The sequence below is a fragment of the Curtobacterium sp. GC_Cur_3 genome (genome assembly GCF_026544205.1).
In the GTDB taxonomy this organism is placed as follows: Bacteria; Actinomycetota; Actinomycetes; order Actinomycetales; family Microbacteriaceae; genus Curtobacterium.
In genome coordinates this window covers 133,022-157,189 of sequence record NZ_JALNUI010000002.1, presented here as the reverse complement: position 1 = coordinate 157,189, position 24,168 = coordinate 133,022, and the positions used below count along the sequence as shown (strand labels likewise).

Here is a 24,168-nt window from a genome sequence, read left to right as displayed (position 1 = left end):
CGCGGCCGGATGGGATGATGCACGCATGATGACGGAAGGTCAGGAGGCGCCACACGCGCTCCTCGGCGGGCGCTACCGGCTCCGGACGGTCATCGGCCGAGGCGGGATGTCGGTCGTGTACGACGCACTCGACGAGAGCCTCGACCGGCCCGTCGCCGTGAAGGTCTTCCACCCGGGCCTCGTGGACATCGCGCGACAGGAGGCCGAACAGGGCGTCCTGGCGTCGCTCGACCACCACAACCTGGTCAGCCTGCTCGACGCCGGCGTGGTCGAGGACGAGCACGGGACCCCGCAGCGGTTCATCGTGATGGCGCTCGTGCACGGGCAGGACCTCGAGGAGCGCCTGGGGCTCGGGCCACTGGCCTCGCGGCACATCGCCGAGGTCGGCTACGACATGGCCGAGGCGCTCCACTACATCCACGACCGCGGCGTCGTGCACCGTGACATCAAGCCGTCGAACATCCTGCTCGTGGACTACGGCAACCGGGCGGACCGCGCCCGGGCTCGGCTGACGGACTTCGGCATCGCGCTGGCCGACGGCGTCGAACGGCTCACCGCCGACGGCGTGACGACGGGGACGGCCGCCTACCTCAGCCCGGAGCAGGCCCGCGGTGGCGACGTCGGCCCGGCGAGCGACGTCTACTCCCTCGGCCTGGTGCTGCTGCAGTGCTTCACCCGCCGGCGGGAGTTCCCCGGGTCGCTCGTCGAGTCCGCGGTCGCCCGCCTGTCGCGCGACCCCGTCGTGCCGGACCCGCTGCCGACGCACTGGCAGCGTGCCCTGACTGCGATGACGGCCAGGGACCCGGCGCAGCGACCGATCGGGGAGGCCCTGGTCGGCCTGCTCCGCGACGTCGTCATCGCGGACACCACGGCCGAGGACCGCGTGGTCGACACGGATGCGCCCGGCACTGCGGCCGCCGCGACGGAGACGGACAGGACGCGCAGCACGGGACCGAGCACCGGCACGCGCACCGCCACCGGCCAGCGCCCCGCCACGGGGTCGCACCCGGCAACGCTCGACCTGCTGCCCGAAGAGGCCCTGCAGCGGACGACGGCCATGGCGGCACGCCTGTTCGACGCCCCGATCGCCCTGGTCGAGGTGCTCGACCAGGACCGCGAGTGGTCGCAGTCGTACCTGGCCGAGGGCATCGACGAGTCCGCACGGCACATCAGCTTCCGGAACGGCTTCGCCCCGGTCCCCGTCCCCGTGGTGATCCCCGACGGCTCGACGCACCCGGAGATGCGGAAGAGCCCGCTCGTCACCGGGCCGCTCGGCATCCGGTTCTACGTCAGCGTGCCGCTCGTCCGCCACGACGGCACCGCGATCGGCACCCTCGCCGTGCTCGACACCCGTCCGCGCACGGCGACCGAAGCCGACCTGGCGAACCTGCGCGACCTGGCCGCGCTGGCGGTCTCGCAGCTCGAACTGCGCCAGGAGTCGCTCCGCTCGACGAGCGACGCGATCCCCCTGGCGCCCCCGACCGCCGGCTGACCGCCGGCAGGCCCCGCCGAGTCTCGTCTCGGCGGACAGCACTCGCGACGCCGGCCGCGAGTGGTGTCCGGGACGCCGAGACTCGGCTCGGGCGTGCAAGCCGGCGAGCGGCCGGGCGGCCGGCCGGCCCGCGCGCCTACGCGACCGCCGCCAGCACCCGCGCCCGCACCTGCGCCGCCGCCCCGAGGGCGACCGCGTCGGAGCCGAGCGTCGACGGCTCGACCCGGATCGACGCCCCGCTGACGGGCGGCTCGGCAGCGATGGCCGCCTCGATCGCCGGGGACAGCAGGTCCCAGGCCCGGGCGACCCCGCCCCCGATGACGACCGTCGTCACGTCGAGGATCCCCGCCGTGAGCAGGATGCCCCGGGCGATCCCCCACCCGGCGGTCCGGAAGACCTCGGCCGCGTCCGGGTCCCCGGCCCGTGCGGCGTCGGCGATCGTGTGCACCGGCAGGCGTCGTCCGGTCGCGGCCTCGTAGCGGGCGGCCATGCCCCGCGCCGCCGCGATCGTCTCGAGGTGCCCGTGCTGCCCGCAGGTGCAGAGTCCGTCGCCGAAGCCCGGCACGTGGCCGATCTCCCCCGCGGCTCCGCGGGGTCCGGCGAACAGCGAACCGCCGAGCACGAGTGCCCCGCCGACACCGGTCCCGAGGGTCATCCCGAGCACGTCACGCTCCCCCACGACGGCGCCGGCAGCGACCTCGCCGAGCAGGAACGCGTTCACGTCGTTGTCGAGCGTCGCGGGGACACCGAGCCGCTCGGACACGTGCGCGGTCACGCCGTGCCCGGCCCACCCGGTGAACGAGTTGCCGGTGACGAGCACGGTGCCGGTGGTCGCGTCGACCACGCCGGCCGCGCCCACCCCGACACCCGCCAAGGAGGCTCGGTGCGTCTCGAGCAGGTCCGTCACCACCCCGAGCGCCGCGTCCACGATCGCCCCGCCGCCCGCGTGCGCGGGGGTCGGCAGGTCGCGTCGGTCGATCACCTCGAGCTCGGTGGTCGCCAGGACCACCTTGGTGTTCGTCCCACCGACGTCGATGCCGGCGAGCACCGGGGTCACGAGGTCACCGCCGCGAGGGTGGCGAGCCGCTCGGCCCGACGCTGCCGTTGCAGCACGGGGTCCGGCACGGGGACGGCCGCGAGCAACCGCCTGGTGTAGTCGGTCGTCGGGTGCAGCAGCGTCGTACCGGTGGTGCCCTGCTCCTCGACGACACCGCGGCGCATCACGACGACCCGCTCGGCGAAGTGCTGCACGACGGCGAGGTCGTGCGAGACGAAAAGACACGCGAACCCGAACTCGGCCTGCAGCTCGGTGAGGACGTCGAGCACGGCCTCCTGCACGCTGACGTCGAGCGCCGAGGTGGGTTCGTCGGCGACGAGCAGCCGGGGCTCGAGCACCAGGGCCCGCGCCAGGCTGACGCGCTGCCGCTGCCCACCGGAGAGCTCGCGCGGCGCACGGGACGCCAGCGCCCGGGGCAGCCGCACGGCGTCGAGCACCTCGTCCACGCGCTTCCGCCGGTCCGCGGAGGAGGTCCCCCGGCGGTGCACGGCGAGCGGTTCGGCGATGCACTCGGCCACGGACATCCGGGCGTCGAGCGAGGCCACGGGGTCCTGCAGCACGACGCCGATGCCCGACCGCAGCGACTGTCGGTCGCGACGCGGGATCCGGCGGAGGTCCTGCCCGAAGAGGTGCACGGAACCGCCGGTCGGTCGGATCAGCCCGAGCGCGACGCGCGCCGCCGTGGACTTGCCCGAGCCGGACTCGCCGACCAGGCCGACGGTCTCACCCGCGTGCACGGCGATGTCGATCCCGCTCAGCGCGTGGACCGCCCGTGCCCCGCGCCCGAACGTCACCGAGACGTCCCGCAGGTCGACCACCGGAGCCGTGTCGGGCCTCCCGTCCGGGTCGGACGCCACCACGGGCGCGACGGGAGCCACCGCACGGTCGCGCGCGGCCACGGACTCGGCGGTGTCGAGCCGCGGCACCGCGGCGAGCAGGCGCTTCGTGTACTCGTGCTGCGGGCGGAGCAGGACGTCCTCGACGCTGCCGGTCTCGACGATCTCGCCCTGGAGCATCACGGCGACCCGGTCGGCGAAGTCGGCGACGACGCCCATGTTGTGGGTGACGAGCAGCACGCCGGTGCCGCTGTCGACGGCGAGCGCGCGGAGCAGCTCGAGGATCTCGGCCTGCACCGTGACGTCGAGTGCGGTCGTGGGCTCGTCGGCGATGAGCAGCGCGGGGCTGTTCGCGATGGCCATGGCGATGACGACGCGCTGGCGCTGCCCGCCGGAGAGCTGGAACGGGAACGCCTTCGCGCGCTCGGCCGGGTCGGGGATGCCGACGCGGTCGAGCAGGTCGACGGCTGCTGCCGCGGCTTCGGACGCGGAGACCGAGCGGTGGTTGCGGACGACCTCGGCGATCTGCGCGCCGACCCGGGTGAGGGGGTCGAGCGCGGTCGCGGGCTCCTGGAAGACCATCGAGACGGTCTGTCCCCGCAGCCCGCGCAGGGCGGGTTCGGCGGCGCCGACGACCTCGTGGCCGGCGACGACGGCGCTGCCCGTGGCCGTGGCGTTGCCGGAGAGCAGGCCCATCGCGGCGAGCGCCACCGTGGACTTGCCCGAGCCGGACTCGCCGACGAGCGCGAGCGTCTCGCCGGGGGCGACGGTGAGCGAGACACCGCGGACGGCGTCGACCGTGCCGGACTCGGTGCTGAAGGTGACCCCGAGGTCGGTCATCCGGAGGATCTGGTCGGCGGTCATCCGCGGCCCCGCACGTCGAAGGCGTCCCGCAGTCCGTCGCCCACCGCGTTGAACGCGCAGACGACGAGGATCACGGCGAGACCCGGCGGCACGATCAGCCACCAGCGTCCCGAGTAGGCGGCGGTGAGTCCCGCCGAGAGCATGCCGCCCCAGTCCGTCGCGGGCGGCTGGACACCCAGGCCGAGGTACGAGACGTAGGCGACGAGGAGGATCGCGTCGGCGACCTGGAACGTCGCGGCGACCACGATCGTGGACACCGAGTTCGGCAGCAGGTGCTTGCCGATCGCGCGGGCGTGGGAGCCGCCGATCGCGCGCAGGGTGAGGACGTAGTCGCGGTTCTTCAGCGTCAGGGTCTCGGCGCGGATCAGGCGGGACGGCACCAGCCAGGACACCAGGCCGAGGATCAGGATGAGCCCGGGGACCCCTGGCGTGGTGATCGCGGAGATGACGAGCAGGATGAACAGCGCGGGGATCGCGATGCCGGCGTCGACGATGCGCATCATCACGGCGTCGACCCAGCCGCCGACGTACCCGGCGATCGAGCCCCACAGCGTGCCGACGACGGTCGCCAGGACCCCGGCGGCGATGCCGACGAGGAGCGAGACCTTGCCGCCGTACATCAGGCGGCCGAGGACGTCGTGCCCGACGGCGTCGGTGCCGAGCCAGTGTGAGCCGCTCGGGCGCTGGTTGGCCTGCTCGAGGAGCGTGTGCGTCTGGTCGGTCGGGTACAGGAAGGGGCCGACGAAGCAGAACAGCACGATGACGACGATCACGACGAGGCCGATGACCGCGAGTGTGTTGTGCGAGAACCGGCGGGCGGCCAGGCGGAACCCGGTCGCGGCGACCGGCTCGATGAGCGGGGCGCCAGGGGCTGACGGGGCGAGTTGGGTCATGCGCGGACTCCCATCACTGCTGCCGGACGGTGCTGGTCGATCGAGGACGTGTCGGTCATGCGCGGTCCGCCTTCACACGGGGGTCGATCAAGGACTGTGCGACGTCGGCGAGGAGCGTGCCGATCACCGTCGCGATCGAGATGACGAGGACGCAGCCGAGCAGCGTCGGGTAGTCCGAGGACTGCGCGGCGTTCCAGAAGAGCAGGCCCATGCCGGGGTAGTTGAACAGCTGCTCGGTGACGAGCGCACCGCCGAACAGCACGGGCAGGTAGTACCCGAGCATCGCGACGACGGGCGTCAGCGAGTTCCGGAACACGTGCCGCCGCAGGATGGTCGCGGTGGAGGCCCCGCCGGCTCGGGCGGTGCGGACGTAGTCCTCCTGCAGGTTCTCCAGCGTCGAGGCCCGCATGTACCGGCTGAACACGGCGATCATCGCGAGCGCACCGGTCAGCACCGGGAGCACGAGACCGGCCGGGTCCTGGAAGACCTCGGCGAGGGTGGTGCCGCTCGGCGCCTGGGACGGCAGCCACGGCAGCTGCTGGCTGAACACGACGATGAGCACGAGGCCGAGGAAGAACGCCGGCGTCGAGTAGAAGACGAAGGCGAGCGCCGTGACCGTGTAGTCCACCGCACCGTTGCGGCGGGCGGCCTGCCACATCCCGATCGGGATCGCGACGACGAGCCCGAGGACCGCGGACAGGCCGGTCAGCACGAGGGTCTTCGGGAGCCGCTCCGTGATGAGCTGCGAGACCGGTTCGTTGAGCGTGTACGACGTGCCGAGGTCCCCGGTGAGCAGGCGTCCGAGGAACCGGACGTACTGCACGGGCAGCGGCTGGTCGAGGCCCTGCGCCTGGTTGAACGCCGCGATCTGCACCGGCGTCGCGGAGACGCCGAGGACGCCGCGGGCGGGACCGCCGGGCAGGGCGTGCAGCAGGCAGAACACGACGATCGTGACGATGAGGATCACCACGAGGGCTTGGAGCACCCGCCGGGTGAGGTAGAGGACTGTGGTCATGCGGCTTCCGTTGGTGAGTGGCGTTCGTGAGCCGGGACGGAGGCGCGGTGCGGGTCGGACCCGCACCGCGCCTCCAGGCCGATGGTCGCGTCAGCGACCTACTTGCTCCACTTCCACTGGGACGGGTGGAAGTTGGCCAGCGAGTCCTGCTGGAACCCGGTGAGACCGCTCTTGACGACCGAGATCTGGTAGTCCGGGCTCGGCAGCCAGATCACCGGCAGGTCCTTGGCGACCGCTTCGCTGTAGTCCTGCACCGCGGCCGAGTCGGTCGAGGTCGTGGTCGCGCTGACCAGGTCGTCGACGGACTTGTTGGAGTAGCTGCCGAAGTTCGCCGAGCCGCCGGTGGAGAACAGCGCCTCACCGGTCGGGTACGCCGGGAAGTACCAGCTGCCGGCGGTGCCGAAGAAGGACAGGTCCCACTTGCAGCTGTCCTCGTCGCTGGTGCACGTCGGGGTCTGCGAGAGGACGCTCGACACCGGCGCGGTCTTGATGGTGAAGCCGATGCCGGTCTTGGCGAGCGAGGACTGGATCGCGCTCATCATGTTGTCGGTCACGGACGAGCCGGACTGCGACAGCACCTGCATCGTGAACTTCGTGCCCTTCGCGACGCCCTCGCCGCACTGGCTGTCGCCGCTGCCCGGGTCAGTGCAGACCATCGTGCCGCCCTGCTTCGTCCAGCCGTGGCTCGTGAGCAGTGCCGCGGCCTTCTTCGTGCTGAACGGGTACGGGTTGTCCTTCTGCGCCTCGGAGACGTAGTCCGATGCCTGCGCCTGCGGGACCGGGCCGTAGGTCGGAGTCGCGGTGCCGTTGAAGACGACCTTCGACAGGCTGGCCTGGTCGACCGACATCTGCACGGCCTGGCGGGCGTAGAGCTGCTTGAAGACGGCGCCCATGGTCGGGTTGTTGAAGTTGTACGGCATGTACGTGATCGCCCAGCCGGTCCACGGCTTGACGTCGTAGCCCTTGCCCGTGAACGAGTCCTTCTGGTCCATGTCCGTGGCCTGGATGTAGCCGTAGTCGACCTCGCCGGAGCGGACCGCGTTCGTCTCGGCGTCCGACGTCGTGAACGGCAGCAGGTTGACCGTCTTGATCTGGGCCTTCTGGCCGCCGTCGTACTTCGTGTTGGCGACGAGCTGGACCTTGCCGGCCGTGGTGAACGACTTGACGCCGTACGGGCCGGAGATGGTCTTCCACAGCGGGTCGGAGTCGTAGTCGGCGATCTTGCCGGCAGCGGTGTTGATGTACTTCCACACCTGCTTGGCGCCGGCGGGGGTCTCGTCGGCGTCGGTCACCTTCGCGTCGGCGCCGGTCTTGTCCCAGGCGTGCTGCGGGAGCGGGACGACCAGGCTGAGCTGGTTGGCGAGCATCCAGTCGGAGTTGTAGGCCTTGTCGAACGTGATCGTGAAGTGGGTGTCGTCGACGGTCTTGAAGGACGTCCAGTTGTCCGGGACCTTGCCCTCGGAGTAGGAGCCCCACTGCGCCTTGTCGGCCTTGATGAGGTTGTACCAGAACTCGACGTCGCGGCTGGTGATCGGCTTGCCGTCCGACCACGTGCGGTCGCCCAGGGTCACCGTGACGCTCGTGCCGTCGCTCGCGAAGTCGGCGGCGGTGGCGATCGAGCCCTGCTTGTTCCAGGCGATCTTGCCGGTGGAGCCGTCGTACGCCACCAGGGGCTCGTACAGGGACTGCGCGATGGAGCCGTTGTTCGTGTTGAGGTGCGCGGCGGTGCCGATCGGCAGGATCCAGTTCGGCGTGAAGTTCGCCGGCAGCGCGTAGTTGATTGCGTCGGACTTCGCGTTCGTGGTGGCGGAACCGCCTCCGGAACACCCGGCGAGCAGTGCGCTCACCGCGAGCGCGGCTCCGGTGAGGAGGGCCCAGCGACGGGGCTTGGTCATGCGGACTCCTAGTGCGAGTGGTTCTGGTGGTCGGGGTGGGGCACAGTCAATGGCAAAAGCCGTTGGAAAAACAAACGTTCTCGTGTAAATACTTCGTTTCTGCGGAACGGGCGAAAGGGCTCCGGTCTCGACGAGGCGGCTAGGCTCCCGGAACGACGGCAGTTTCCTGGCCGTCTTCGGCCCATGTGCTGGTCTTCGTGCCGGATTGGAGAAAGTCGTGCCGGACCTCAGTTCGCGGGTGCTGGAACTCGTCGCATCGGGGCAGGCGTCGAGCCGCACCGAGATCGCGCAGCTCCTCGGGGCCGCGCCGTCGACCGTCTCGCACGTCGTCGCCCAGCTGCTCGACCACGGGATCCTCGCCGAGGAGGGCACCGACGTCTCGACGGGCGGTCGCCCCCGCAAGGTGCTCCGGATCGGCGGGGTGGACGAGTACGCGGTCGCCGCGGACGTCGGTGGCGGACACGCGCGGGTCGGCATCGTCCTGGCGGGAGGCTCGCTCGAGTCCGTCTCGAACGTCCCGTTCGCGCTCTCCGACGGTCCGACCGCCGGGCTGGCCCGGCTGGCGGAGCTGCTGGACTCGCTCATCGCGACCCGTGGCGCGGAGGGCCTGCGCGGTGTCGGGCTGAGCCTGCCCGGTCCGGTCGACGTCGAGGCCGGGGTGGTCGACCTGCCCAGCCGCATGCCCGGGTGGAACGGCTTCCCCGTGGCGGCGTGGCTCGAGGAGCACTTCGGCGTCCCCGCGGCCGTCGACAACGACGCGAACTGCATGGCCGCGGGCGAGCAGACCGTGCAGCCGTCGTCGCGCCGGCAGGCGATCACGATCAAGGCCGGTTCGGCGATCGGTGCCGGGATCGTCATCGACGGCCGGCTCTACCGCGGCTCGACCGGGGCCGCGGGCGACATCACGCACGTGCGCATCGACGCGGCCGGGGACACCCCGTGCTCGTGCGGCAACACCGGGTGCCTGGAGACCGTCGCGTCCGGGGCCGCCCTCGTGCGGATCCTCAGCGCGGCCGGGGTGCCGGTGTCCTCGACCGCCGAGGTCGTGCGGCTCGCGTCGGACGCCGACCCCGAGGCCACCAGGGCCGTGCGCCTGGCCGGTCGGTACCTCGGCGAGGTGCTCGCCGCCAACGTGAACTTCTTCAACCCGGACGCCGTCTACCTCGGCGGCATCCTCTCCACCCTCGACCCGTTCGTCGCCGCGGTGCGGAGCCAGCTCTACGAGAGCTGCCACCCGCTCGTGACGCAGCACCTCGTGATCGAGCGCGCGTCGCTCGGTGCCGACGCGGGTCTCGTCGGTGCGGGGCAGTTCGCGCTGCAGCGGGGTCTCGCGGCCTCGTTGCAGGAGCTCTCCACGCCGATCCCCCAGTCGACCACCAGGAACAGGAGTGTCCGTGTCTGACACCGTACCCACGCATCGTCCCGCCCAGTCTCCGGCCGGTTCTCCGGCTCGGCGGCCGGTCATCGCCATCGCCGGGTTGGCCATCGAGACGTCGACGTTCACGCCGACCAGGACCAAGGCCGAGGCGTTCCACCCGGACCGCGGAGACGAGGTCGTGGCCCGCTACGACTTCCTCGCCGGGCTGTCCGACGCCGCCGACTTCCGCGGCGCGCTGATCGGGCACGCGCTGCCCGGCGGGATGGTGACGCGGGAGGCGTACGAGTCGCTCGCGTCCGAGATCGTCTCGCGGCTGCAGTCGCTCGTCGACTCGACCACGGTGGACGGGCTCTGGTACGACATCCACGGCGCGATGGTCGTCGAGGGGCTGGACGACGCCGAGACCGACCTGCTCGGACGCATCCGCGCGGTGATCGGCCCCGACGTCATCGTCTCGGCGTCGATGGACCTGCACGGCAACGTCACGGCGGAGCTGGCCCACCAGGTCGACCTGGTCACCTGCTACCGGATGGCCCCGCACGAGGACGCCATGGAGACGAAGGAGCGCGCCGTCCGGAACCTCGTCGATGTGCTCACCACCCGCCCGGCCGGGTCGCAGCGCCCCGTGAAGGCGTGGGTCCCGATCCCGGTGCTGCTGCCCGGCGAGCAGACCTCGACGCGGCTCGAGCCCGCGGCGTCGCTCTACGCCCAGGTCCCCGCCGTCGAGGCCACGGACGGCGTGCTCGACGCCGCGATCTGGGTCGGGTACGCGTGGGCCGACCAGCCGCGCGACCGTGCCGTCACCGTCGTCACCGGGTGGGACCAGGACGCCGTGGCCGCCGGGGCCGAGCGACTGGCCCGCGCGTTCTGGGACGTGCGCGAGGACTTCGTCTTCGTGGCGCCGACGGGCTCGTTCGCCGAGTGCCTCGACGCCGCGCTCGCTCCCGGCGCCGCCCGGCCGTACTTCGTCTCGGACTCGGGCGACAACCCGACCGCCGGTGGGTCCGGCGACATGACGTGGGGGCTGACCGAGGTGCTCGCACGGCCGGAGTTCCAGTCGGCCGACGGCCCGACCGTCATCTACGCGAGCGTCCCCGGCCCGGACGCCGTCGCCACCGCGGTGGCCGCGGGCGTCGGTGCGACCGTCACCGTGACCGCGGGTGCCGCCGTCGACGACCTCCACGCCGGACCGATCACCATGACCGGGCGGGTGCACGCGGTCAAGCACGGTGACCGCGACGCCGAGACCGAGGTCGTGCTGCAGGTCGGCAGCGTGTTCGCCATCCTCACGACGCTGCGCAAGCCGTACCACCACGAGCACGACTTCACGGACCTCGACCTCGCCCCGCGCCAGGCCGACGTCGTCATCGTGAAGATCGGCTACCTCGAGCCGGAGCTGTTCGACATGGCCGCCGACTGGATGCTCGCGCTGACGCCCGGCGGGGTCGACCAGGACCTCGAGCGCCTCGGCCACCACCGGATCGCACGGCCGATGTTCCCGTACGATCGGGTGTTCCCGTCGGCGCCCGACCTCGGTGCCCGCATCATCCCGCCCTCGAACGAACCGCTCGGAGCCATCGCGTGACCACAGCCCACTCCGACTCCCCGGTCTCCCTCGAGATCGCCGTCACCTCGCCGGCGGGTGCGGTCGTCGCCCGTGACGGCGGCGCCGACCGGGTCGAGCTCTGCGTGGGGCTCGAGCTCGGCGGCCTGACCCCGTCGCAGGGGCTCGTCGAGGCCGCGGTCGCGACGGGCATCCCCGTGCACGCCCTGGTCCGGTGCCGCCCGGGTGGCTTCGTGTACGACGCGGACGAGGTCGAGCTGATGGACCGCGAGCTCGAGGCCGTCGTGCGCTCGGGCGTCGCCGGCGTCGTCGTCGGCGCGCTCGGGGCGGACGGGTCGCTCGACCACGACGTCCTGCGGCGCTTCGTCGGCACCGCCCGCGCGCTCCGCGACGACGTCGAGGTCACCCTGCACCGGGCGATCGACCACGCGGCGGACCCCGTCGCCGCCGTCGCCCTGCTCGCCGACCTCGGGTTCACCCGGGTCCTGACCTCGGGCGCCGCCCCCACCGCCCTCACCGGCGCGGCGACGATCGCCCGCATGGTGTCGGCCGCCGGGCCCGTGCAGGTCATGGCCGGCGCCGGGGTCATCCCCGCGGACGTGCCGGCCCTGGTCGCCACCGGTGCGGCCGCCGTGCACCTCTCCGCCAAGCGCCCGGCCGCCGACAGCGCGCACGCGGGTGTGCCCATGGGCGGGGCCGACGACGGTTCCGCGCACTTCGTCACCGACAGCGACGTGGTGCGGGCGGCGCGGGTAGCACTCAGCGCCACCACCTGAGTGAACCAATAGGGTTCTCCCCATGCAGGCAGCTCCCTCCCGTCCCACCGTCGACGACGTCCACCGCGCCGCCCGCGTGGCCTGAGACCGGGGACCGCACATGTCAGTCGGGTTGCTCGCCGTCGTCGACGACATCCTCTCCGCCGCGCTCAAGGCGAGCGCGAAGACCGCCGGGGTCGTCATCGACGACGCCGCCGTCACCCCGCAGTACGTGCAGGGACTCGCACCCGCCCGGGAGCTCCCCGTCGTCGGGCGGATCGCCCTCGGCAGCCTGTTCAACAAGTTCGTCATCATCATCCCGGTGGCGCTGCTGCTGTCGTCGTTCGCGCCGTGGGTGCTGCCGTGGCTCCTCGTCATCGGTGGCACGTACCTCTGCTTCGAGGGCGCAGAGAAGGTCGCCGAGTGGTTCGGCCACCACCACGTCTCCGCCGAGGACGACTCCCGCGACGAACGCAAGCTCGTGTTCGGCGCCATCCGCACCGACCTGATCCTCAGCACCGAGATCATGCTCATCGCCCTCGCCAGCCTCGACCCCGACATGGGCTTCTGGCTGACCCTCGGTGCGCTGGCCCTCATCGCGCTCGGCATGACCGCGCTGGTCTACGGAGCGGTGGCACTGCTGGTGAAGATCGACGACGTCGGGCTGCGGCTCATGGAACACCCGTCCGAGGGGCTGCGGCGCTTCGGTGACGGCGTGGTGCGCTCGATGCCCGCCGTGTTCCGCACGATCGGCATCGTCGGGACCGTCGCCATGCTCTGGGTTGGTGGGCACCTCGTGATCGCGAACCTCGCCGAGACGTTCTGGCACGGACCGTACGACGTGCTGCACGTGATCACCCACGCGGTGGAGCCCGCCGGGCCCGTCGTGGAGTGGTTCGCGGACACGGCGTCCTCGGCTGTGTTCGGTCTCGTGCTCGGCGCCCTCGTCGTGCTCGTCGTCACCGCCGTCCGCCGCCTGCGTCCCGCCCGCGAGACGCCGGCGTCCCACTGACTCCGGACGCCCCCCGAACGCAAAACACCGGCGTTTTGCCAAGACACCGCGGAAAACCGCGGCGCCTCAGGAAGACACCGGCGCCTCGGGCCCGCACACCTACGTCCGCAGAACTCGCACGCTCAGCATCGAGACACCGGCGTCTCGCTGAAACACCTCCATGCGCCCGAGACACCGCCGAAAACTGCGGCGTCTCGTGAACAACGAGGCGTCTCGCACAGACACCGGCGTCTCGATCCCAGACACCGGCGTCTCACTTCCACACGCAAGCGCCATCACCGAACCCCTCGGTTGACAGTTAGAGGTCAAACACTTAGAGTTCTGATCATGCAGGCACCGCACTTCGACACACCCCTCCAGCTCATGCGCTGGATCGGGTGGGCCCAGCGCAAGGCCGCCGACGAGTGGGTGCGGGAGCGCGAGCTCTCGCACGAGCAGAGCTTCGTGCTCGGCTACCTGCAGCAGAACCCGGGCGCCATCCAGCGCGACATCGCCGCGATGACCCGGACCAGTGCGGCCAGCGTGTCCAGCCTCCTGCAGGGGCTCGAGAAACGGGGCCTCATCGAACGACGAGCGGACGCCGGCAACGCCCGGACGAAGCTCGTCTACGCCACCCCCACCGGCATCGACCTGATCGCCGGGTTCGAGGACGCGATGCTCGCCCTCGACGACCGCCTGCTCGCCCCGCTCAGTCCGGACGAGCGCGCCACGCTCCGCGACCTCCTGCTCAAGGTGACCGCCGAGCTGCCGGAACCCACCCGGTAACTGCAGCAGAGCCTCCCGGCCGTCCGCCGGAGGCGCCAGCCTGCCCACGCGACGGTCCCGCCGACGCGCCCTCATTGATGCCGCGGCGGCTCTGCCGTCGGGGCATCCGCCATGCCGTGCCGACGATCCGTCGGCGCGCGATCCGTGCGCCCGCACGGAAGGGAACGACCATGACCACCACGACCGCCATACCCACCACCGCAGCGGAGAAGAACCGCTGGTACCTCTCCGCCGCCCCGATCGTCAGGGCCCTCGTGCACCTGTGCGTGCCGATGGCCGCGGCGATGGTCGTCAGCGCGCTGTACAACGTCATCAACGCGGGCTTCATCGGCGCGCAGCACGACACCTCGCTGCTGGCCGCGATCACCTTCGGCACACCGCTGCTCGGGCTGGTGATGGCGGTCGGCGGGGTGTTCGGCGTCGGCGGCAGCTCGCTCATGTCGCGGTTGCTCGGCGCCTCGGAGCACGACCCCGCGAAGGCCGGCGAGATCAAGCACGTCGCGTCCTTCGCCGTCTGGGGGTCGGTCATGACGGGCATCGTGCTCGGCGGCCTCGGACTGCTGTTCCTGCGGCCGCTGGTCGGGCTGCTCGGGGCGGACGCCGCAGCGGTGCCCGCGACCAGCGCCTACGTCAGCGTCATGCTCGCCTTCGTGCCGGTGCTCGCCGCGGCGTTCTGTCTGGAGCAGATGATCCGCGCCGAGGGAGCCGCCCGCCAGGCGATGGTCGGGTTGATCCTGTCGACCGTCGGGAACCTGGTGTTCGACGTGCTCTTCATCCTGGTGCTGCACTGGGGCGTCGCCGGGGCCGCGCTCGCGGTGGGGCTCGCCAACCTCGTGAGCATCGTCTACTGGGTGCGCTGGCTCGGCACGCACAGCGAGAACGTCAGCCTGTCGCTGCGCTGGTTCACGCTCCGCCGCTCGGTCCTGAAGCCGGTGTTCGGCATCGGCGTCAGCGAGCTGCTGCAGGCCGGGTTCCTCATCGTCACGACCCTCGTGCTCAACAACCTGGCCGCGCAGTACGGCGACGACCCCCTGGCCGCGATGGGCGTCGCCGTCCGCATCGCCCAGGTACCGGAGTTCCTGGTGATGGGCGTCACGATCGGGGTCCTGCCGCTGCTGGCCTACGCGTACGGCAAGGGCGACCGGGAGCGCCTGCGCTCGGCACTGCGGGCATCGGCGCTGACGGTCGGGGCGATCGTGCTGCTGTTCTCCGGCACGGTGTTCGTCTTCCGGGAGCAGGTCTTCACCGTCTTCTCCTCGGACCACTCGGTGCTGGCGATCGGCCTGACGATCCTGGTCGCGCAGCTCGTCGCGACGGTGGTGAACGGGTTCACGGGGCTGTTCACGTCCCTGTTCCAGGCGGCGGGGCTCGCGACCCCGGCGATCGCGATGTCGCTGGCGCAAGGCGTCCTGTTCATCCCGATCGTCCTGCTCGGCAACCTGTGGTTCGGGCTCGCCGGCATCATCTGGGCGCTGACGATCACCGAGGTCCTGGTCTTCCTCGCCGGCGTCGTCATCTGGCTGGCGGCGCGGGGCCGCATCGACCGCGGGCTCGACGCGGGCAGCGCGGAGCGCGCCGAGGCGGTGCTGGAACAGGCGGCGTGACGGACGGGCAGGCCACCGGACGGGAGGCTCCCCACCGGTCCGGTGGGGAGCCTCCCGTCTGTTCACCCGCGCGTCCACCGCAGGTGGCAGGCTGGTCGGCGGGCATCGCCGCCCGCAGCCCAGCCAGCCGCGAGTGGAGACCGATGCCAGAACCCGACCTGATGGTCGTCACCGACCTCGACGGCACCCTGCTCGACCACCACGACTACACGTTCGACGCGGCGCTGCCGATGCTCGACCGACTGCGGCGAGCGAGCGTCCCCGTGGTGTTCTGCAGCAGCAAGACCGCGGTCGAGATCAGGGCGCTGCAAGCACGGACGGGCCTCGAGGGACAGCCGTTCGTCGCCGAGAACGGCGCGGTCGTCGTGGGCGTCAACGCCCAACAGCTGACCGGGCCCGCGGACGGCGACCTCGATCGACTCCACGCCGCACTCGAGCGGGTCCGACGATCGCTGGCCCTGCACGTCACGACGTTCTCCGGCGCGTCCGACGCGGAGGTCGCCGCCTGGACGGGACTCGACCTCGACGGGGCGAACGCTGCCCGGTGTCGCACCGCCTCCGAGGTGGTGCGCTGGGACGCACGCGACGACGACCGCGCCGAGGCATTCCGGTCTGCCCTGTCCGAGGCGGGCTTCGACCTGGTCCGCGGCGGCCGGTTCTGGCACGTGCTGCCGGCCGGACGCGACAAGGGCGCCGCCGTCCGGACACTCGTCGCCGACCACGAACGACGGGCCGGGTCCGTGCCGCGGACCATCGGCCTCGGCGACGGGCCGAACGACACCGCGATGCTCGACACCGTCGACCTGGCCGTCGTCGTCCGCGGCGTCGGACCGGCACCAGGACCACTCGCCGACGACCGCGCCGAGCGGGTCCACCGCACGACCACCACGGCCCCGCAGGGGTGGGCCGAGGGACTGAACCACTTCCTGAGGGGCGACCGATGAGCGACTTCCACCAGAACGGCGTCATCACGACGTTCCACGACCTGACCCGGCGCAGCACCGCGAGCATCGAGGACGAGCTCCGGGGCTTCGCCGAGAAGCGCCCGATGAGCCTGATCCTGCCGGCGCTGTACTCGGAGCTCGAACGACCGGCGCTCGAGCGCATCGTCGACGAGCTGGCCGAGGCGGACTGGCTCAGCGAGATCGTCATCGGGCTCGACCGGGCCGACCGCGCACAGTTCGAGCACGCCCGGGAGTTCTTCTCGCGTCTGCCGCAGCGGCACCGGATCCTGTGGAACGACGGGCCGCGCCTCCGTGCCCTGGACGCCGAGCTCGACCGCGCCGGCCTGGCACCGGGTGAACCGGGCAAGGGCCGCAACGTCTGGTACTGCACCGGGTACGCCCTGGCGTCGGAGCGGGCCGAGTGCATCGCGCTGCACGACAGCGACATCACGACGTACGAGCGGGGCATGCTCGCGCGGCTGCTGTACCCGCTCGCGAACCCGGCGTTCGACTACGAGTTCTCGAAGGGCTACTACGCCCGCGTCGCCGACGGTCGCATCAACGGACGGGTCGGACGGCTGCTCGTCGGGCCGCTGCTCCGGTCGCTCCGCCAGGTGTACGGGGAGTCCGAGTACCTGGAGTACCTCGCGAGCTTCCGCTACCCACTGTCCGGTGAATTCGCGATGCGCGCGCACGTGCTGAACGGCCTGAAGATCCCGGGCGGCTGGGGGCTCGAGATCGGGATGCTGTCCGAGGTGTACCGCGACTACGCCACGCGCCAGGTCTGTCAGGTCGAGATCGCCCACGACTACGACCACAAGCACCAGCCGCTCGCGGAGGCCGACGGCAGCGGCGGACTCGCACGGATGGGCAACGACATCGTGCAGTCGCTGTTCCGGAAGCTCGCCACGATGGGGGTCCCGCTGACGTCGGACTCCTTCCGGGTGCTCAAGGCGACGTACTACCGGAACGCGCTCGACATCGTCGAGGTCTACCGGCACGAGGCCGTCATGAACGGGCTGGCGTTCGACCAGCACGCCGAGGAGGCAGCGGTCGAGCTCTTCACGCAGGCGGTCCTCGACGCCGGCAGCGCGTTCACCGCGAGGCCGAACGACAAGCCGTTCATCCCGAGCTGGAGCCGGGTGCGGTCGGCGGTGCCGGACGTCCTCGAACGCCTGAGCGCAGCGGTCGAGGCCGACCAGGTCGACTGACCCGCGGCCAGCGCGGCCGGTGCGGGCAGCTGGCTAGCATGGGCAGCACCGTCACCGTCGACCCACCCGCAAGGAGCCCGATGCCCGCGACACCGCTCCGGATCGGCCTCGTCGGGGCCGGTGGCATCGCCCACGCCCACATGCCCGGGCTGCTGCGCCTCGGGCCGGTGGTGGTCTTCGCCCGGGACGGCGCCGAGGACCTCGCGGCGGCCTTCGCGGACACCGCTCTCGCCACCGGGTCCTCGATCACGGTGGTCGACTCGCTCGCGGCCCTGCTCGACGTCGTCGACGTGGTCGACGTCGTGACGCCGACGTTCGCCCACGCGGAGGTCGTCCGCGCAGCCCTCGACGCCGGCAAGGACGTCATCTCCGAGAAGCCGCTCGCGCGGACCGATGCCGACGCGGCGGACCTGGTGCAGCGCGCTCGGGACGCGGGCCGAGCGCTGTACCCGGCCCAGGTGGTGCGCTGGTTCCCCGCGTACGCGCGCCTGCAGGAGGCCGTGGCCACGGGCCTCCTGGGCGATCTGGCGGTCCTGCGGTTCGTGCGGTCCGGGGCCTTCCCGATCCGGACCGCGTGGTTCGCGGACACGGAGCTGTCGGGCGGGATCGTGATGGACCAGATGATCCACGACCTCGACATCGCGCGGTGGATCGCCGGGGAGGTCACGACCGTCTCCGCGATCGCGGTGCACTCCGGGACGGAGACCGAGCCGGTCGCCGCCGCACACGTGCTGCTGACGCACGCGTCGGGCGCGATCAGCCACGTCGCCGGGGTCTGGGGGCCGCAGCACCTGGCGTTCACGACCGAGTACTCGGTGACCGGGACCCTGGGCAGCCTGTCCCACCGGTCCCGCGACGAACTCGACTCCGTCGCGGACCTCGCGGTGCCCGAGGCCGTCGACGGGTTCCTGCCGCAGGTCGACCCGGCCGAGGACCCGTACGGGCTGGAGCTCGCCGACTTCGTGGGGGCGATCGCCGGCACCGGTCCCGCTCCCCGGGTCACCGCAGAGGACGGGGCCGCCGCCGTGCGGATCGCCAACGCCGCGCTGCGCTCGATCGCGAGCGGACAACCGGAGGTGCTGTCGTGACGGCGCTGCGGATCGGGGTGCTGTCCTTCGCACACACCCACGCCGTCGGGTACCTGTCGGCGCTGCGGGCGATGCCGGACGTCGAGGTCATCGGCTCCGACCCCGACGGCGTCAGCACCGGGACGACGACGGACGAACTGCGGGGACGGGAGCTGGCCGAGGCGCTCGGGGTGGAGTACGCGGACTCGTACGACGAGCTGTTCGCGTGGAGGCCGGACGCGGTCGTCGTCACGAGCGAGAACGCCCGCCACCGGGAGCTCGTGGAGCGCGCAGCGGCAGCGGGTGTGCACGTGCTCTGCGAGAAGCCCCTGGCCACCACGTGGGAGGACGGCCTGGCCATCCGCGACGCCGTCGAACGTGCCGGCGTGCTGCTCATGGTCGCGTTCCCCGTGCGGTTCGCCTCGGCGTTCGCGAAGCTCCGGGCCACACACGACGCCGGGGCACTCGGGCAGCTCTTCTCCGTGCGCGGGGCCAACAACGGGATGCTGCCGCTCAGCCGGGACTGGTTCACGGACCCGGCGCTGTCGGGCGGCGGGGCACTGGCCGACCACGTCGTGCACATCGCCGACCTGCTCGAGGCGCTGACGGGCTCGGCGCCGCGGACGGTGACGGCGGTGACGAACCGCGTGCTGCACGCGGAGCGGGCGGGCGGCGGGGCCAGCGCCGAGACCGGCGGGCTCGTCACGATCACGTACGCGAACGGCCTCATCGCGGCGATCGACTGCTCGTGGAGCATGCCGGACACGTCGGCGGTGTGGGGCGGCCTGACGCTCGACGTCGCGGGGACCGGTGGCACGGTGTCGCTCGACGTCTTCGGGCCGGCCGCCCACGGGATCGTGGCCGAGACAGGGCTGCCGATCGAGGCGCGCTACGGGGCGGACCTCGACGCGGTGATGCTCCGCACGTTCCTCGACGCGGTCCGCACCGGCGTGCAGCCCCAGCCCGACGTGCGGGTGGGGCTGCGGACGCTGTCGATCGTGCTGGCAGCGCAGGAGTCGGCGCGGACGGGGCGGACGGTCGCGGTCAGCGCGTGAGCCGGCAACGCAGCGCTGGCGCCGCCGCGTCAGCGCTGCAGCGCCTCGGTGAGCTTGACCCGACCCCCGGTCCGGAGCAGGGCGTTCTCGTAGACCCGGGCGCCGATCACCACGACGAGCGCGGCCGACGCGATGACGACGAGCAGCGACACGATCGGCTCCCACCACTCGGCGGTCCCGAGGAAGATGCGCATCGGCATCCCGATCGGAGCGCTGAACGGCACGTAGGACATGATCCCGAGCACCGTGGGGTCGTCGGCCGCGAAGATGATCAGGAAGTACGGGATCATCACGAGCATCATCACCGGGGTCGTCACGCTGCCGACGTCCTCCTGGCGGGACACCAGCGCTGCCGACGCCGCGAACATCGCCGCGAGGAGCACGAAGCCGATCGCGAAGAACACCACGAACCAGAGCATGCTCGGTCCGAGCAGCGTGAACAGGTTGTCCTGCCCGGTCACGGCGAGGGTCACGGCGGCGGCGATCGTGATCGCGACGATCTGCCCGAGCGCCATCACGCTGTTGCCGAGCACCTTCCCCGCGAGCAGCGCACGGGCGGGGATCGCCGCCATCAGGATCTCGACGACCCTGGTCGACTTCTCCTCCACCACGCTCTGGGCGATGGACTGCCCGAACGTGACCGAGGCGGCGAAGAACACGACGCCGAACGCGACCCCGACGAGCGACACGAGGCCGGGCGGCAGGGCGTCCGGGTCGAGGAGCTCGACGCGCGGCGACACGGCGAGCGCCTGCACGACGTCCGTCGGCGCCTGGTCGAGGCCGACCACGCCGAAGCCGAGCGGGCCCGACTCAGGGACGATCGCGGCGTCGACGTCACCGCTGCGGACCAGTCGCTCGGCAGCGGCACGGTCGTCGACGCGCGTCACGTCGAGGCCGCCGGTGGAGGGCAGCGAGACGCCGTCCACGACCGCGACCGGGGTGGTGTCGTCGGAGCTGGCCTTCCCGACGAGGCCGCCGATGACGATCGAGGCGACGACCATCACGAGCAGGATGGCGGCGGACACGACGAAGGCCTTGCTGCGGAGCCGTGCCTGGATCTCGCGGGCGGAGACGAGCCGGACCGCCTGGCTGAAGCTGTTCACTTGACGACCTCCCGGAAGACCTCGCTGAGACGGGGCACGCGGCGGCCGAACGACCCCACCGTCCCCGTGGTGACCGCGCGCTGGAGCACGCGTTGTGCGACGGCGTCGTCGGCCTCGAACACGGCGTACCCGCCGTCGAACTCGCACACGTGCACGCCGGGCTCGTCGCGGATCCAGGCGGCGTCGCCGTCGACCAGGAGCTCCCACGCCGCCGGGCCGGCGCTGCGGCGCAGTTCCTCCTGTGGGCCCGCTGCCCGGATGCGACCGTCGGCGATGACCACGACGTCGTCACAGAGCCGCTCGACGACGTCCAGCTGGTGGCTGGAGAACAGCACGGGGACGCCGTCGGCCGCGGTCTCGCGGAGCACGCCGAGCACGGTCTCGACGGCCATCGGGTCGAGGCCGGAGAACGGTTCGTCGAGCACGAGCACCTCGGGCCGGTGCGCCAGCGCCGCGGCGACCTGCACGCGCTGCTGGTTGCCGAGGGACAGCTTCTCCACCGGGTCGCTGGCGTGGCCGCCGAGCCCCAGCCGGTCGAGCATCTCCGCGGTTCGGGTGGCTGCAGCCCGGCGCTCCACACCGTGCAGCCGGGCCAGGTACGTGACCTGCTCGGCCACGGGCATCTTCGGGTAGAGGCCACGTTCCTCGGGCATGTACCCGAAGCGCCGACGGTCGGTCGGCCCGACGGTCTGGCCGTCGATCGACACGGTCCCGCTGTCGGCGGCGAGCACCCCGAGCATGATCCGCATGGTGGTCGTCTTGCCGGCACCGTTGCCGCCGACGAACCCGGTGAGCCGTCCTCGGCCGACCGTGAACGTCACGTCGTCGAGCACGCGGCGGTCACCGAACTGCTTCGTGACCCCGTCGACACTGAGCATCGCGTCTTCCCCTCCTGCGGTGGGGTCCCCCACCGCACGTCCGACGCTACGGAGCGGGCCGACCCCGCGCCTCCCTCCCGCGGCGGGTCCTGGCTCTCCCCCGCGCGGATGAGACGCGTCAGCCGCGCGAGCGGAGGAGCCGGGCGTCAGCCGCGCGAGCGGAGGAGCCGGGCGTCAGCCGCGCGAGCGGACCACCCCGTGCTCGTACGCCCACACGACGGCCTGCACCCGGTCGCGGAGCTGGAGCTTCTGCAGCACGTTCGACACGTGCGTCTTCACCGTGGCGTCACCAACGAAGAGCAGTCCGGCGATCTCGGCGTTGCTCAGGCCCCGACCGAGCAGTCGGAGCACCTCGGTCTCGCGCTCGGTCAGCCCCGGCACCACGCACGGCTCGGCGACGTCCGGCGCGGACGCCGCAGACGCCGCAGACGCCGCAGACGACGCGGACGCCGCGGACGCCGCAGCCGCCCCGGCGGTGGACCCAGCACTCGCCCCCGCCGTCGCGCGGCTGATGACCCGCCGCGTGACGTCCGGCGCGAGCAGCGCGTCCCCGGCAGCGACGGTCAGCACGGCGTCGACGAGCTGCTCCGGCGAGGCGTTCTTCAGCAGGAACCCGCTCGCCCCGGCGTCGAGGGCCTGGAACAGCGTGTCGTCGTTGTCGAACGTCGTCAGGACGAGGACGGCTGGCGGGTCCTCCAGCGCGGCGATCCGACGGGCGGCCTCGATCCCGTCGACGCCCGGCATCTGCACGTCGAGGCAGACCACGTCCGGCCGGTGTGCCAGCACGGCCTCGACCGCAGCGGCGCCGTCCGCCGCTTCGCCGACGACCGAGATGCCGGGTTCCGACTCGAGGATGACCCGGAACCCGGCCCGCACCAGGTCCTGGTCGTCGGCCAGGACCACACGGACGTTCACGGTGTCGGCAGCCATGCGCGCACCAGGTACCCTCCCCGGGCGCGCGGCCCGATCTCCACGGTCCCGCCGACCGCGGCCACCCGTTCCCGCATCCCGACGTGGCCGAGTCCGCTGCCTCGGCTGCGGTCGTCCTCGTCCCCTGTCGACGGCCTGGAGGCTCGGCCCCCGATCCCGGTGTCCGTCACCTCGACCTCCACCGCGTCCGGCAGGTAGCGCAGGCGGACGTCGGCGCGAGCGTCGGGTCCGGCGTGCTTGAGCACGTTCGTCACGGCCTCCTGGGCGATGCGGTAGGCCACCGTGGCGACGGTCGGCGGGACCGGCCGTTCCTCCCCGACGACCGAGTACCGCGACGGGTGCCCGGCGGTCGTCGCGGCGTCCACGAGTTCGGCGAGACGGCTGATGCCCTCGGTGCTCGGGGCGTCGTCGAGGGGCGCGCGGGAGGTGTCACCGTCGTTCTCGCGCAGCGTGCCGAGCATCCGCCGGAGCTCCTCCACCGCGGTGCGGGCGTTCTCCTCGACCACGCCGAGCGACACCGCGGCCTGGGCGGGGTCACGGTCCAGCACGCGCCGAGCAGCACCTGCCTGGACGCCCATGAGCGACACGTGGTGCGCGACGACGTCGTGCAGCTCACGCGCGATCCGGACCCGCTCGAGCGTGACGGCCTGCGCCGCGGTTCGCTCGCGTTCGACCGCGAGCTCGACCGTCCGCTGGTCGAGGGCGTCCTTGGCGACCGCCGAGGCCCAGGCGCGGTTGCCGGAGTACCAGGCGGCGCCGAAGTAGACGAGGTTGATGATGATCGTCAGGAGCGAGCTCGCGACGTACGACGGGATCAGGGTGTCGCTGTCCCCGGACGCCGCCGAGGGGACGGACCAGCGGAACACGATCGCCAGGAACACCCATGCGAACATGCCCGCGATGACCGTCCACCGCACAGCCTCGGCTCGCACCCGGTCGGAGCACCACGCGCCGACCGTGTACAGCCCGATGAACAGCGTGAAGTTGATGAACAGCCCCTCGGGCACGTGGAGGAGCTGCGTGCCCGCGAACGCCAACGCGACGAGCACCGCCACCGTCATGGGGTACCGGCGCCGGAACGCGATCGGCCCCGCGTTCGCGACGACCATGAGGGCGCACACCCACCACGGCGCCTGGCCGTCGAACATGCCCGACGAGCCGTACAGCACGGTCGAGATCGCGAGGCCCGCTGCGAGCACGAGGGCGAGGACCACGTCCTGCCGGTGCTCGCGTCGTCCGACGGGCAGGCGCGACCAGTCCTCGCTCGTCGCCCCCGCGCTGGTCATGCCGACAACGGTAGCGGCTGCCCCGTCCCGCCCGCAGGCCCCGGTACGAACAGCCCGCGAGACACCCCCGTCTCGCCCACCCGCACGCCGCACCGCAGCTCGACACCGAGCCGGACCAACAACTCCTGGAGCGCCCGCTGACGCGCGAACCGGCGGACGGGAGGCTCCCTGCCAGCTGGCAGGGAGCCTCCCGTCCGTCACCTGCTCAGTTGGCCGGCGGTGCGTACAGCTGCAGGTCGTTGCCCTCGCTGTCCTTGAAGGGGACGATCTTGCCCCACGGGTGCTCGCTGATCTCGCCCTGGATGTCGGCGCCCTTGTCGCGGAGCGAGGCGACCTCGTCCTCGATCCTGCCGTCGGGCTGGAAGGACACGACCGCGCCGCCGTCCTTCGAGGGGCCGGCGGACTCGCGCGCGTTCAGGCCGATGCGCAGGCCGTTGGCGTCGATCTCGCTCCAGTCCTCGGACTGGTCGGTGACGGTGAGACCGAGGGTGTCGCGGTAGAACGCGACTGCGCGCTCCATGTCGGTGACCGGGACCCAGACTGCTGCAACTCCAGTTGCCATGG

General features: G+C 72.1%; 21 protein-coding genes. 11 read left to right on the top strand and 10 right to left on the bottom strand.

What is annotated here, in order from left to right; all coding sequences use genetic code 11:
* The first annotated feature begins 25 nt into the window (after positions 1 to 25).
* Positions 26 to 1,492, top strand: a complete 1,467-nt coding sequence (locus tag OXR63_RS01740; protein ID WP_267419631.1) for a GAF domain-containing serine/threonine-protein kinase — start codon at positions 26 to 28, stop codon at positions 1,490 to 1,492.
* A 136-nt stretch (positions 1,493 to 1,628) separates the two neighbouring features.
* Here the strand turns inward: OXR63_RS01740 and OXR63_RS01735 are convergent, their stop codons facing one another.
* The 5 genes from OXR63_RS01735 to OXR63_RS01715 all read right to left on the bottom strand — a co-directional run bounded on the left by OXR63_RS01735 (position 1,629) and on the right by OXR63_RS01715 (position 8,052).
* Positions 1,629 to 2,549, bottom strand: a complete 921-nt coding sequence (locus OXR63_RS01735) for an ROK family protein (RefSeq protein ID WP_267419629.1) — start codon at positions 2,547 to 2,549, stop codon at positions 1,629 to 1,631.
* Positions 2,546 to 4,249 (bottom strand): dipeptide ABC transporter ATP-binding protein, encoded by a 1,704-nt coding sequence (locus OXR63_RS01730; RefSeq protein ID WP_267419628.1) that lies wholly within the window; start codon positions 4,247 to 4,249, stop codon positions 2,546 to 2,548. Before OXR63_RS01730 ends, OXR63_RS01735 begins: the two co-directional genes overlap by 4 nt.
* Positions 4,246 to 5,142 carry an ABC transporter permease gene (locus OXR63_RS01725; RefSeq protein ID WP_267419627.1) on the bottom strand — a complete coding sequence of 299 codons (897 nt, stop codon included), beginning with the start codon at positions 5,140 to 5,142 and terminating at the stop codon, positions 4,246 to 4,248. The genes OXR63_RS01730 and OXR63_RS01725 overlap by 4 nt, the downstream gene beginning before the upstream one ends.
* A gap of 55 nt (positions 5,143 to 5,197) precedes the next feature.
* On the bottom strand, positions 5,198 to 6,157 hold the full coding sequence (locus tag OXR63_RS01720; RefSeq protein ID WP_267419626.1) for an ABC transporter permease: 960 nt from the start codon (positions 6,155 to 6,157) through the stop codon (positions 5,198 to 5,200).
* Positions 6,158 to 6,255: 98 nt separating this feature from the next.
* Positions 6,256 to 8,052 carry a peptide ABC transporter substrate-binding protein gene (locus OXR63_RS01715; RefSeq protein ID WP_267419625.1) on the bottom strand — a complete coding sequence of 599 codons (1,797 nt, stop codon included), beginning with the start codon at positions 8,050 to 8,052 and terminating at the stop codon, positions 6,256 to 6,258.
* Positions 8,053 to 8,269: 217 nt separating this feature from the next.
* Here OXR63_RS01715 and OXR63_RS01710 point away from each other — a divergent pair, with 217 nt between their 5' ends.
* The 10 genes from OXR63_RS01710 (at position 8,270) to OXR63_RS01665 (ending at position 19,407) form a co-directional block, all read left to right on the top strand.
* Positions 8,270 to 9,454 carry an ROK family protein gene (locus OXR63_RS01710; RefSeq protein WP_267419624.1) on the top strand — a complete coding sequence of 395 codons (1,185 nt, stop codon included), beginning with the start codon at positions 8,270 to 8,272 and terminating at the stop codon, positions 9,452 to 9,454.
* On the top strand, positions 9,447 to 11,015 hold the full coding sequence (locus OXR63_RS01705) for a M81 family metallopeptidase (RefSeq protein ID WP_267419623.1): 1,569 nt from the start codon (positions 9,447 to 9,449) through the stop codon (positions 11,013 to 11,015). Before OXR63_RS01710 ends, OXR63_RS01705 begins: the two co-directional genes overlap by 8 nt.
* A complete protein-coding gene (locus OXR63_RS01700) occupies positions 11,012 to 11,770 on the top strand; it encodes a copper homeostasis protein CutC (RefSeq protein WP_267419622.1) in 759 nt (252 codons plus the stop codon). The genes OXR63_RS01705 and OXR63_RS01700 overlap by 4 nt, the downstream gene beginning before the upstream one ends.
* Before the next feature lie 100 nt (positions 11,771 to 11,870).
* Positions 11,871 to 12,761 carry a DUF808 domain-containing protein gene (locus tag OXR63_RS01695; protein WP_267419621.1) on the top strand — a complete coding sequence of 297 codons (891 nt, stop codon included), beginning with the start codon at positions 11,871 to 11,873 and terminating at the stop codon, positions 12,759 to 12,761.
* A gap of 327 nt (positions 12,762 to 13,088) precedes the next feature.
* Positions 13,089 to 13,526 carry a MarR family winged helix-turn-helix transcriptional regulator gene (locus OXR63_RS01690; protein ID WP_267419620.1) on the top strand — a complete coding sequence of 146 codons (438 nt, stop codon included), beginning with the start codon at positions 13,089 to 13,091 and terminating at the stop codon, positions 13,524 to 13,526.
* A gap of 170 nt (positions 13,527 to 13,696) precedes the next feature.
* Positions 13,697 to 15,130, top strand: a complete 1,434-nt coding sequence (locus OXR63_RS01685; RefSeq protein WP_267419618.1) for an MATE family efflux transporter — start codon at positions 13,697 to 13,699, stop codon at positions 15,128 to 15,130.
* A gap of 143 nt (positions 15,131 to 15,273) precedes the next feature.
* Positions 15,274 to 16,074 carry an HAD-IIB family hydrolase gene (locus tag OXR63_RS01680; protein WP_267419617.1) on the top strand — a complete coding sequence of 267 codons (801 nt, stop codon included), beginning with the start codon at positions 15,274 to 15,276 and terminating at the stop codon, positions 16,072 to 16,074.
* On the top strand, positions 16,071 to 17,285 hold the full coding sequence (locus tag OXR63_RS01675) for a hypothetical protein (RefSeq protein ID WP_267419616.1): 1,215 nt from the start codon (positions 16,071 to 16,073) through the stop codon (positions 17,283 to 17,285). Before OXR63_RS01680 ends, OXR63_RS01675 begins: the two co-directional genes overlap by 4 nt.
* Before the next feature lie 80 nt (positions 17,286 to 17,365).
* The gene (locus OXR63_RS01670) at positions 17,366 to 18,373 is read left to right on the top strand and encodes a Gfo/Idh/MocA family protein (protein WP_267419615.1); all 1,008 of its coding nucleotides are present in this window, start codon (positions 17,366 to 17,368) and stop codon (positions 18,371 to 18,373) included.
* Positions 18,370 to 19,407: a Gfo/Idh/MocA family protein gene (locus OXR63_RS01665; protein WP_267419613.1), complete on the top strand. Its 1,038-nt coding sequence runs from the start codon at positions 18,370 to 18,372 to the stop codon at positions 19,405 to 19,407. Before OXR63_RS01670 ends, OXR63_RS01665 begins: the two co-directional genes overlap by 4 nt.
* Positions 19,408 to 19,436: 29 nt before the next feature.
* On the opposite strand, the gene OXR63_RS01660 is transcribed toward OXR63_RS01665, so the two are convergent.
* From OXR63_RS01660 to OXR63_RS01640, 5 genes are all read right to left on the bottom strand, one after another.
* Positions 19,437 to 20,510: an ABC transporter permease gene (locus OXR63_RS01660; protein ID WP_267419612.1), complete on the bottom strand. Its 1,074-nt coding sequence runs from the start codon at positions 20,508 to 20,510 to the stop codon at positions 19,437 to 19,439.
* Positions 20,507 to 21,388, bottom strand: coding sequence for an ABC transporter ATP-binding protein (locus OXR63_RS01655; RefSeq protein WP_267419611.1), 882 nt, complete (start codon positions 21,386 to 21,388; stop codon positions 20,507 to 20,509). Before OXR63_RS01655 ends, OXR63_RS01660 begins: the two co-directional genes overlap by 4 nt.
* Before the next feature lie 174 nt (positions 21,389 to 21,562).
* Positions 21,563 to 22,318, bottom strand: coding sequence for a response regulator transcription factor (locus tag OXR63_RS01650; RefSeq protein WP_267419610.1), 756 nt, complete (start codon positions 22,316 to 22,318; stop codon positions 21,563 to 21,565).
* Complete coding sequence (locus OXR63_RS01645; RefSeq protein ID WP_267419609.1) at positions 22,300 to 23,604, bottom strand: sensor histidine kinase; 1,305 nt, start codon at positions 23,602 to 23,604, stop codon at positions 22,300 to 22,302. The genes OXR63_RS01650 and OXR63_RS01645 overlap by 19 nt, the downstream gene beginning before the upstream one ends.
* Positions 23,605 to 23,809: 205 nt before the next feature.
* Positions 23,810 to 24,166, bottom strand: a complete 357-nt coding sequence (locus tag OXR63_RS01640) for a VOC family protein (RefSeq protein ID WP_267419608.1) — start codon at positions 24,164 to 24,166, stop codon at positions 23,810 to 23,812.
* Between the last annotated feature and the right edge of the window lie 2 nt (positions 24,167 to 24,168).

Excerpts from the sequence above, each read along its gene's own strand:
- OXR63_RS01740 (WP_267419631.1), top strand. The coding sequence starts at position 26 with ATGATGACGGAAGGTCAGGAGGCGCCACACGCGCTCCTCGGCGGGCGC.
- OXR63_RS01730 (WP_267419628.1), bottom strand. The coding sequence starts at position 4,249 with ATGACCGCCGACCAGATCCTCCGGATGACCGACCTCGGGGTCACCTTC.
- OXR63_RS01725 (WP_267419627.1), bottom strand. The coding sequence starts at position 5,142 with ATGACCCAACTCGCCCCGTCAGCCCCTGGCGCCCCGCTCATCGAGCCG.
- OXR63_RS01720 (WP_267419626.1), bottom strand. The coding sequence starts at position 6,157 with ATGACCACAGTCCTCTACCTCACCCGGCGGGTGCTCCAAGCCCTCGTG.
- OXR63_RS01715 (WP_267419625.1), bottom strand. The coding sequence starts at position 8,052 with ATGACCAAGCCCCGTCGCTGGGCCCTCCTCACCGGAGCCGCGCTCGCG.
- OXR63_RS01695 (WP_267419621.1), top strand. The coding sequence starts at position 11,871 with ATGTCAGTCGGGTTGCTCGCCGTCGTCGACGACATCCTCTCCGCCGCG.
- OXR63_RS01690 (WP_267419620.1), top strand. The coding sequence starts at position 13,089 with ATGCAGGCACCGCACTTCGACACACCCCTCCAGCTCATGCGCTGGATC.
- OXR63_RS01685 (WP_267419618.1), top strand. The coding sequence starts at position 13,697 with ATGACCACCACGACCGCCATACCCACCACCGCAGCGGAGAAGAACCGC.
- OXR63_RS01680 (WP_267419617.1), top strand. The coding sequence starts at position 15,274 with ATGCCAGAACCCGACCTGATGGTCGTCACCGACCTCGACGGCACCCTG.
- OXR63_RS01675 (WP_267419616.1), top strand. The coding sequence starts at position 16,071 with ATGAGCGACTTCCACCAGAACGGCGTCATCACGACGTTCCACGACCTG.
- OXR63_RS01670 (WP_267419615.1), top strand. The coding sequence starts at position 17,366 with ATGCCCGCGACACCGCTCCGGATCGGCCTCGTCGGGGCCGGTGGCATC.
- OXR63_RS01655 (WP_267419611.1), bottom strand. The coding sequence starts at position 21,388 with ATGCTCAGTGTCGACGGGGTCACGAAGCAGTTCGGTGACCGCCGCGTG.
- OXR63_RS01650 (WP_267419610.1), bottom strand. The coding sequence starts at position 22,318 with ATGGCTGCCGACACCGTGAACGTCCGTGTGGTCCTGGCCGACGACCAG.
- OXR63_RS01645 (WP_267419609.1), bottom strand. The coding sequence starts at position 23,604 with ATGACCAGCGCGGGGGCGACGAGCGAGGACTGGTCGCGCCTGCCCGTC.
- OXR63_RS01640 (WP_267419608.1), bottom strand. The coding sequence starts at position 24,166 with ATGGCAACTGGAGTTGCAGCAGTCTGGGTCCCGGTCACCGACATGGAG.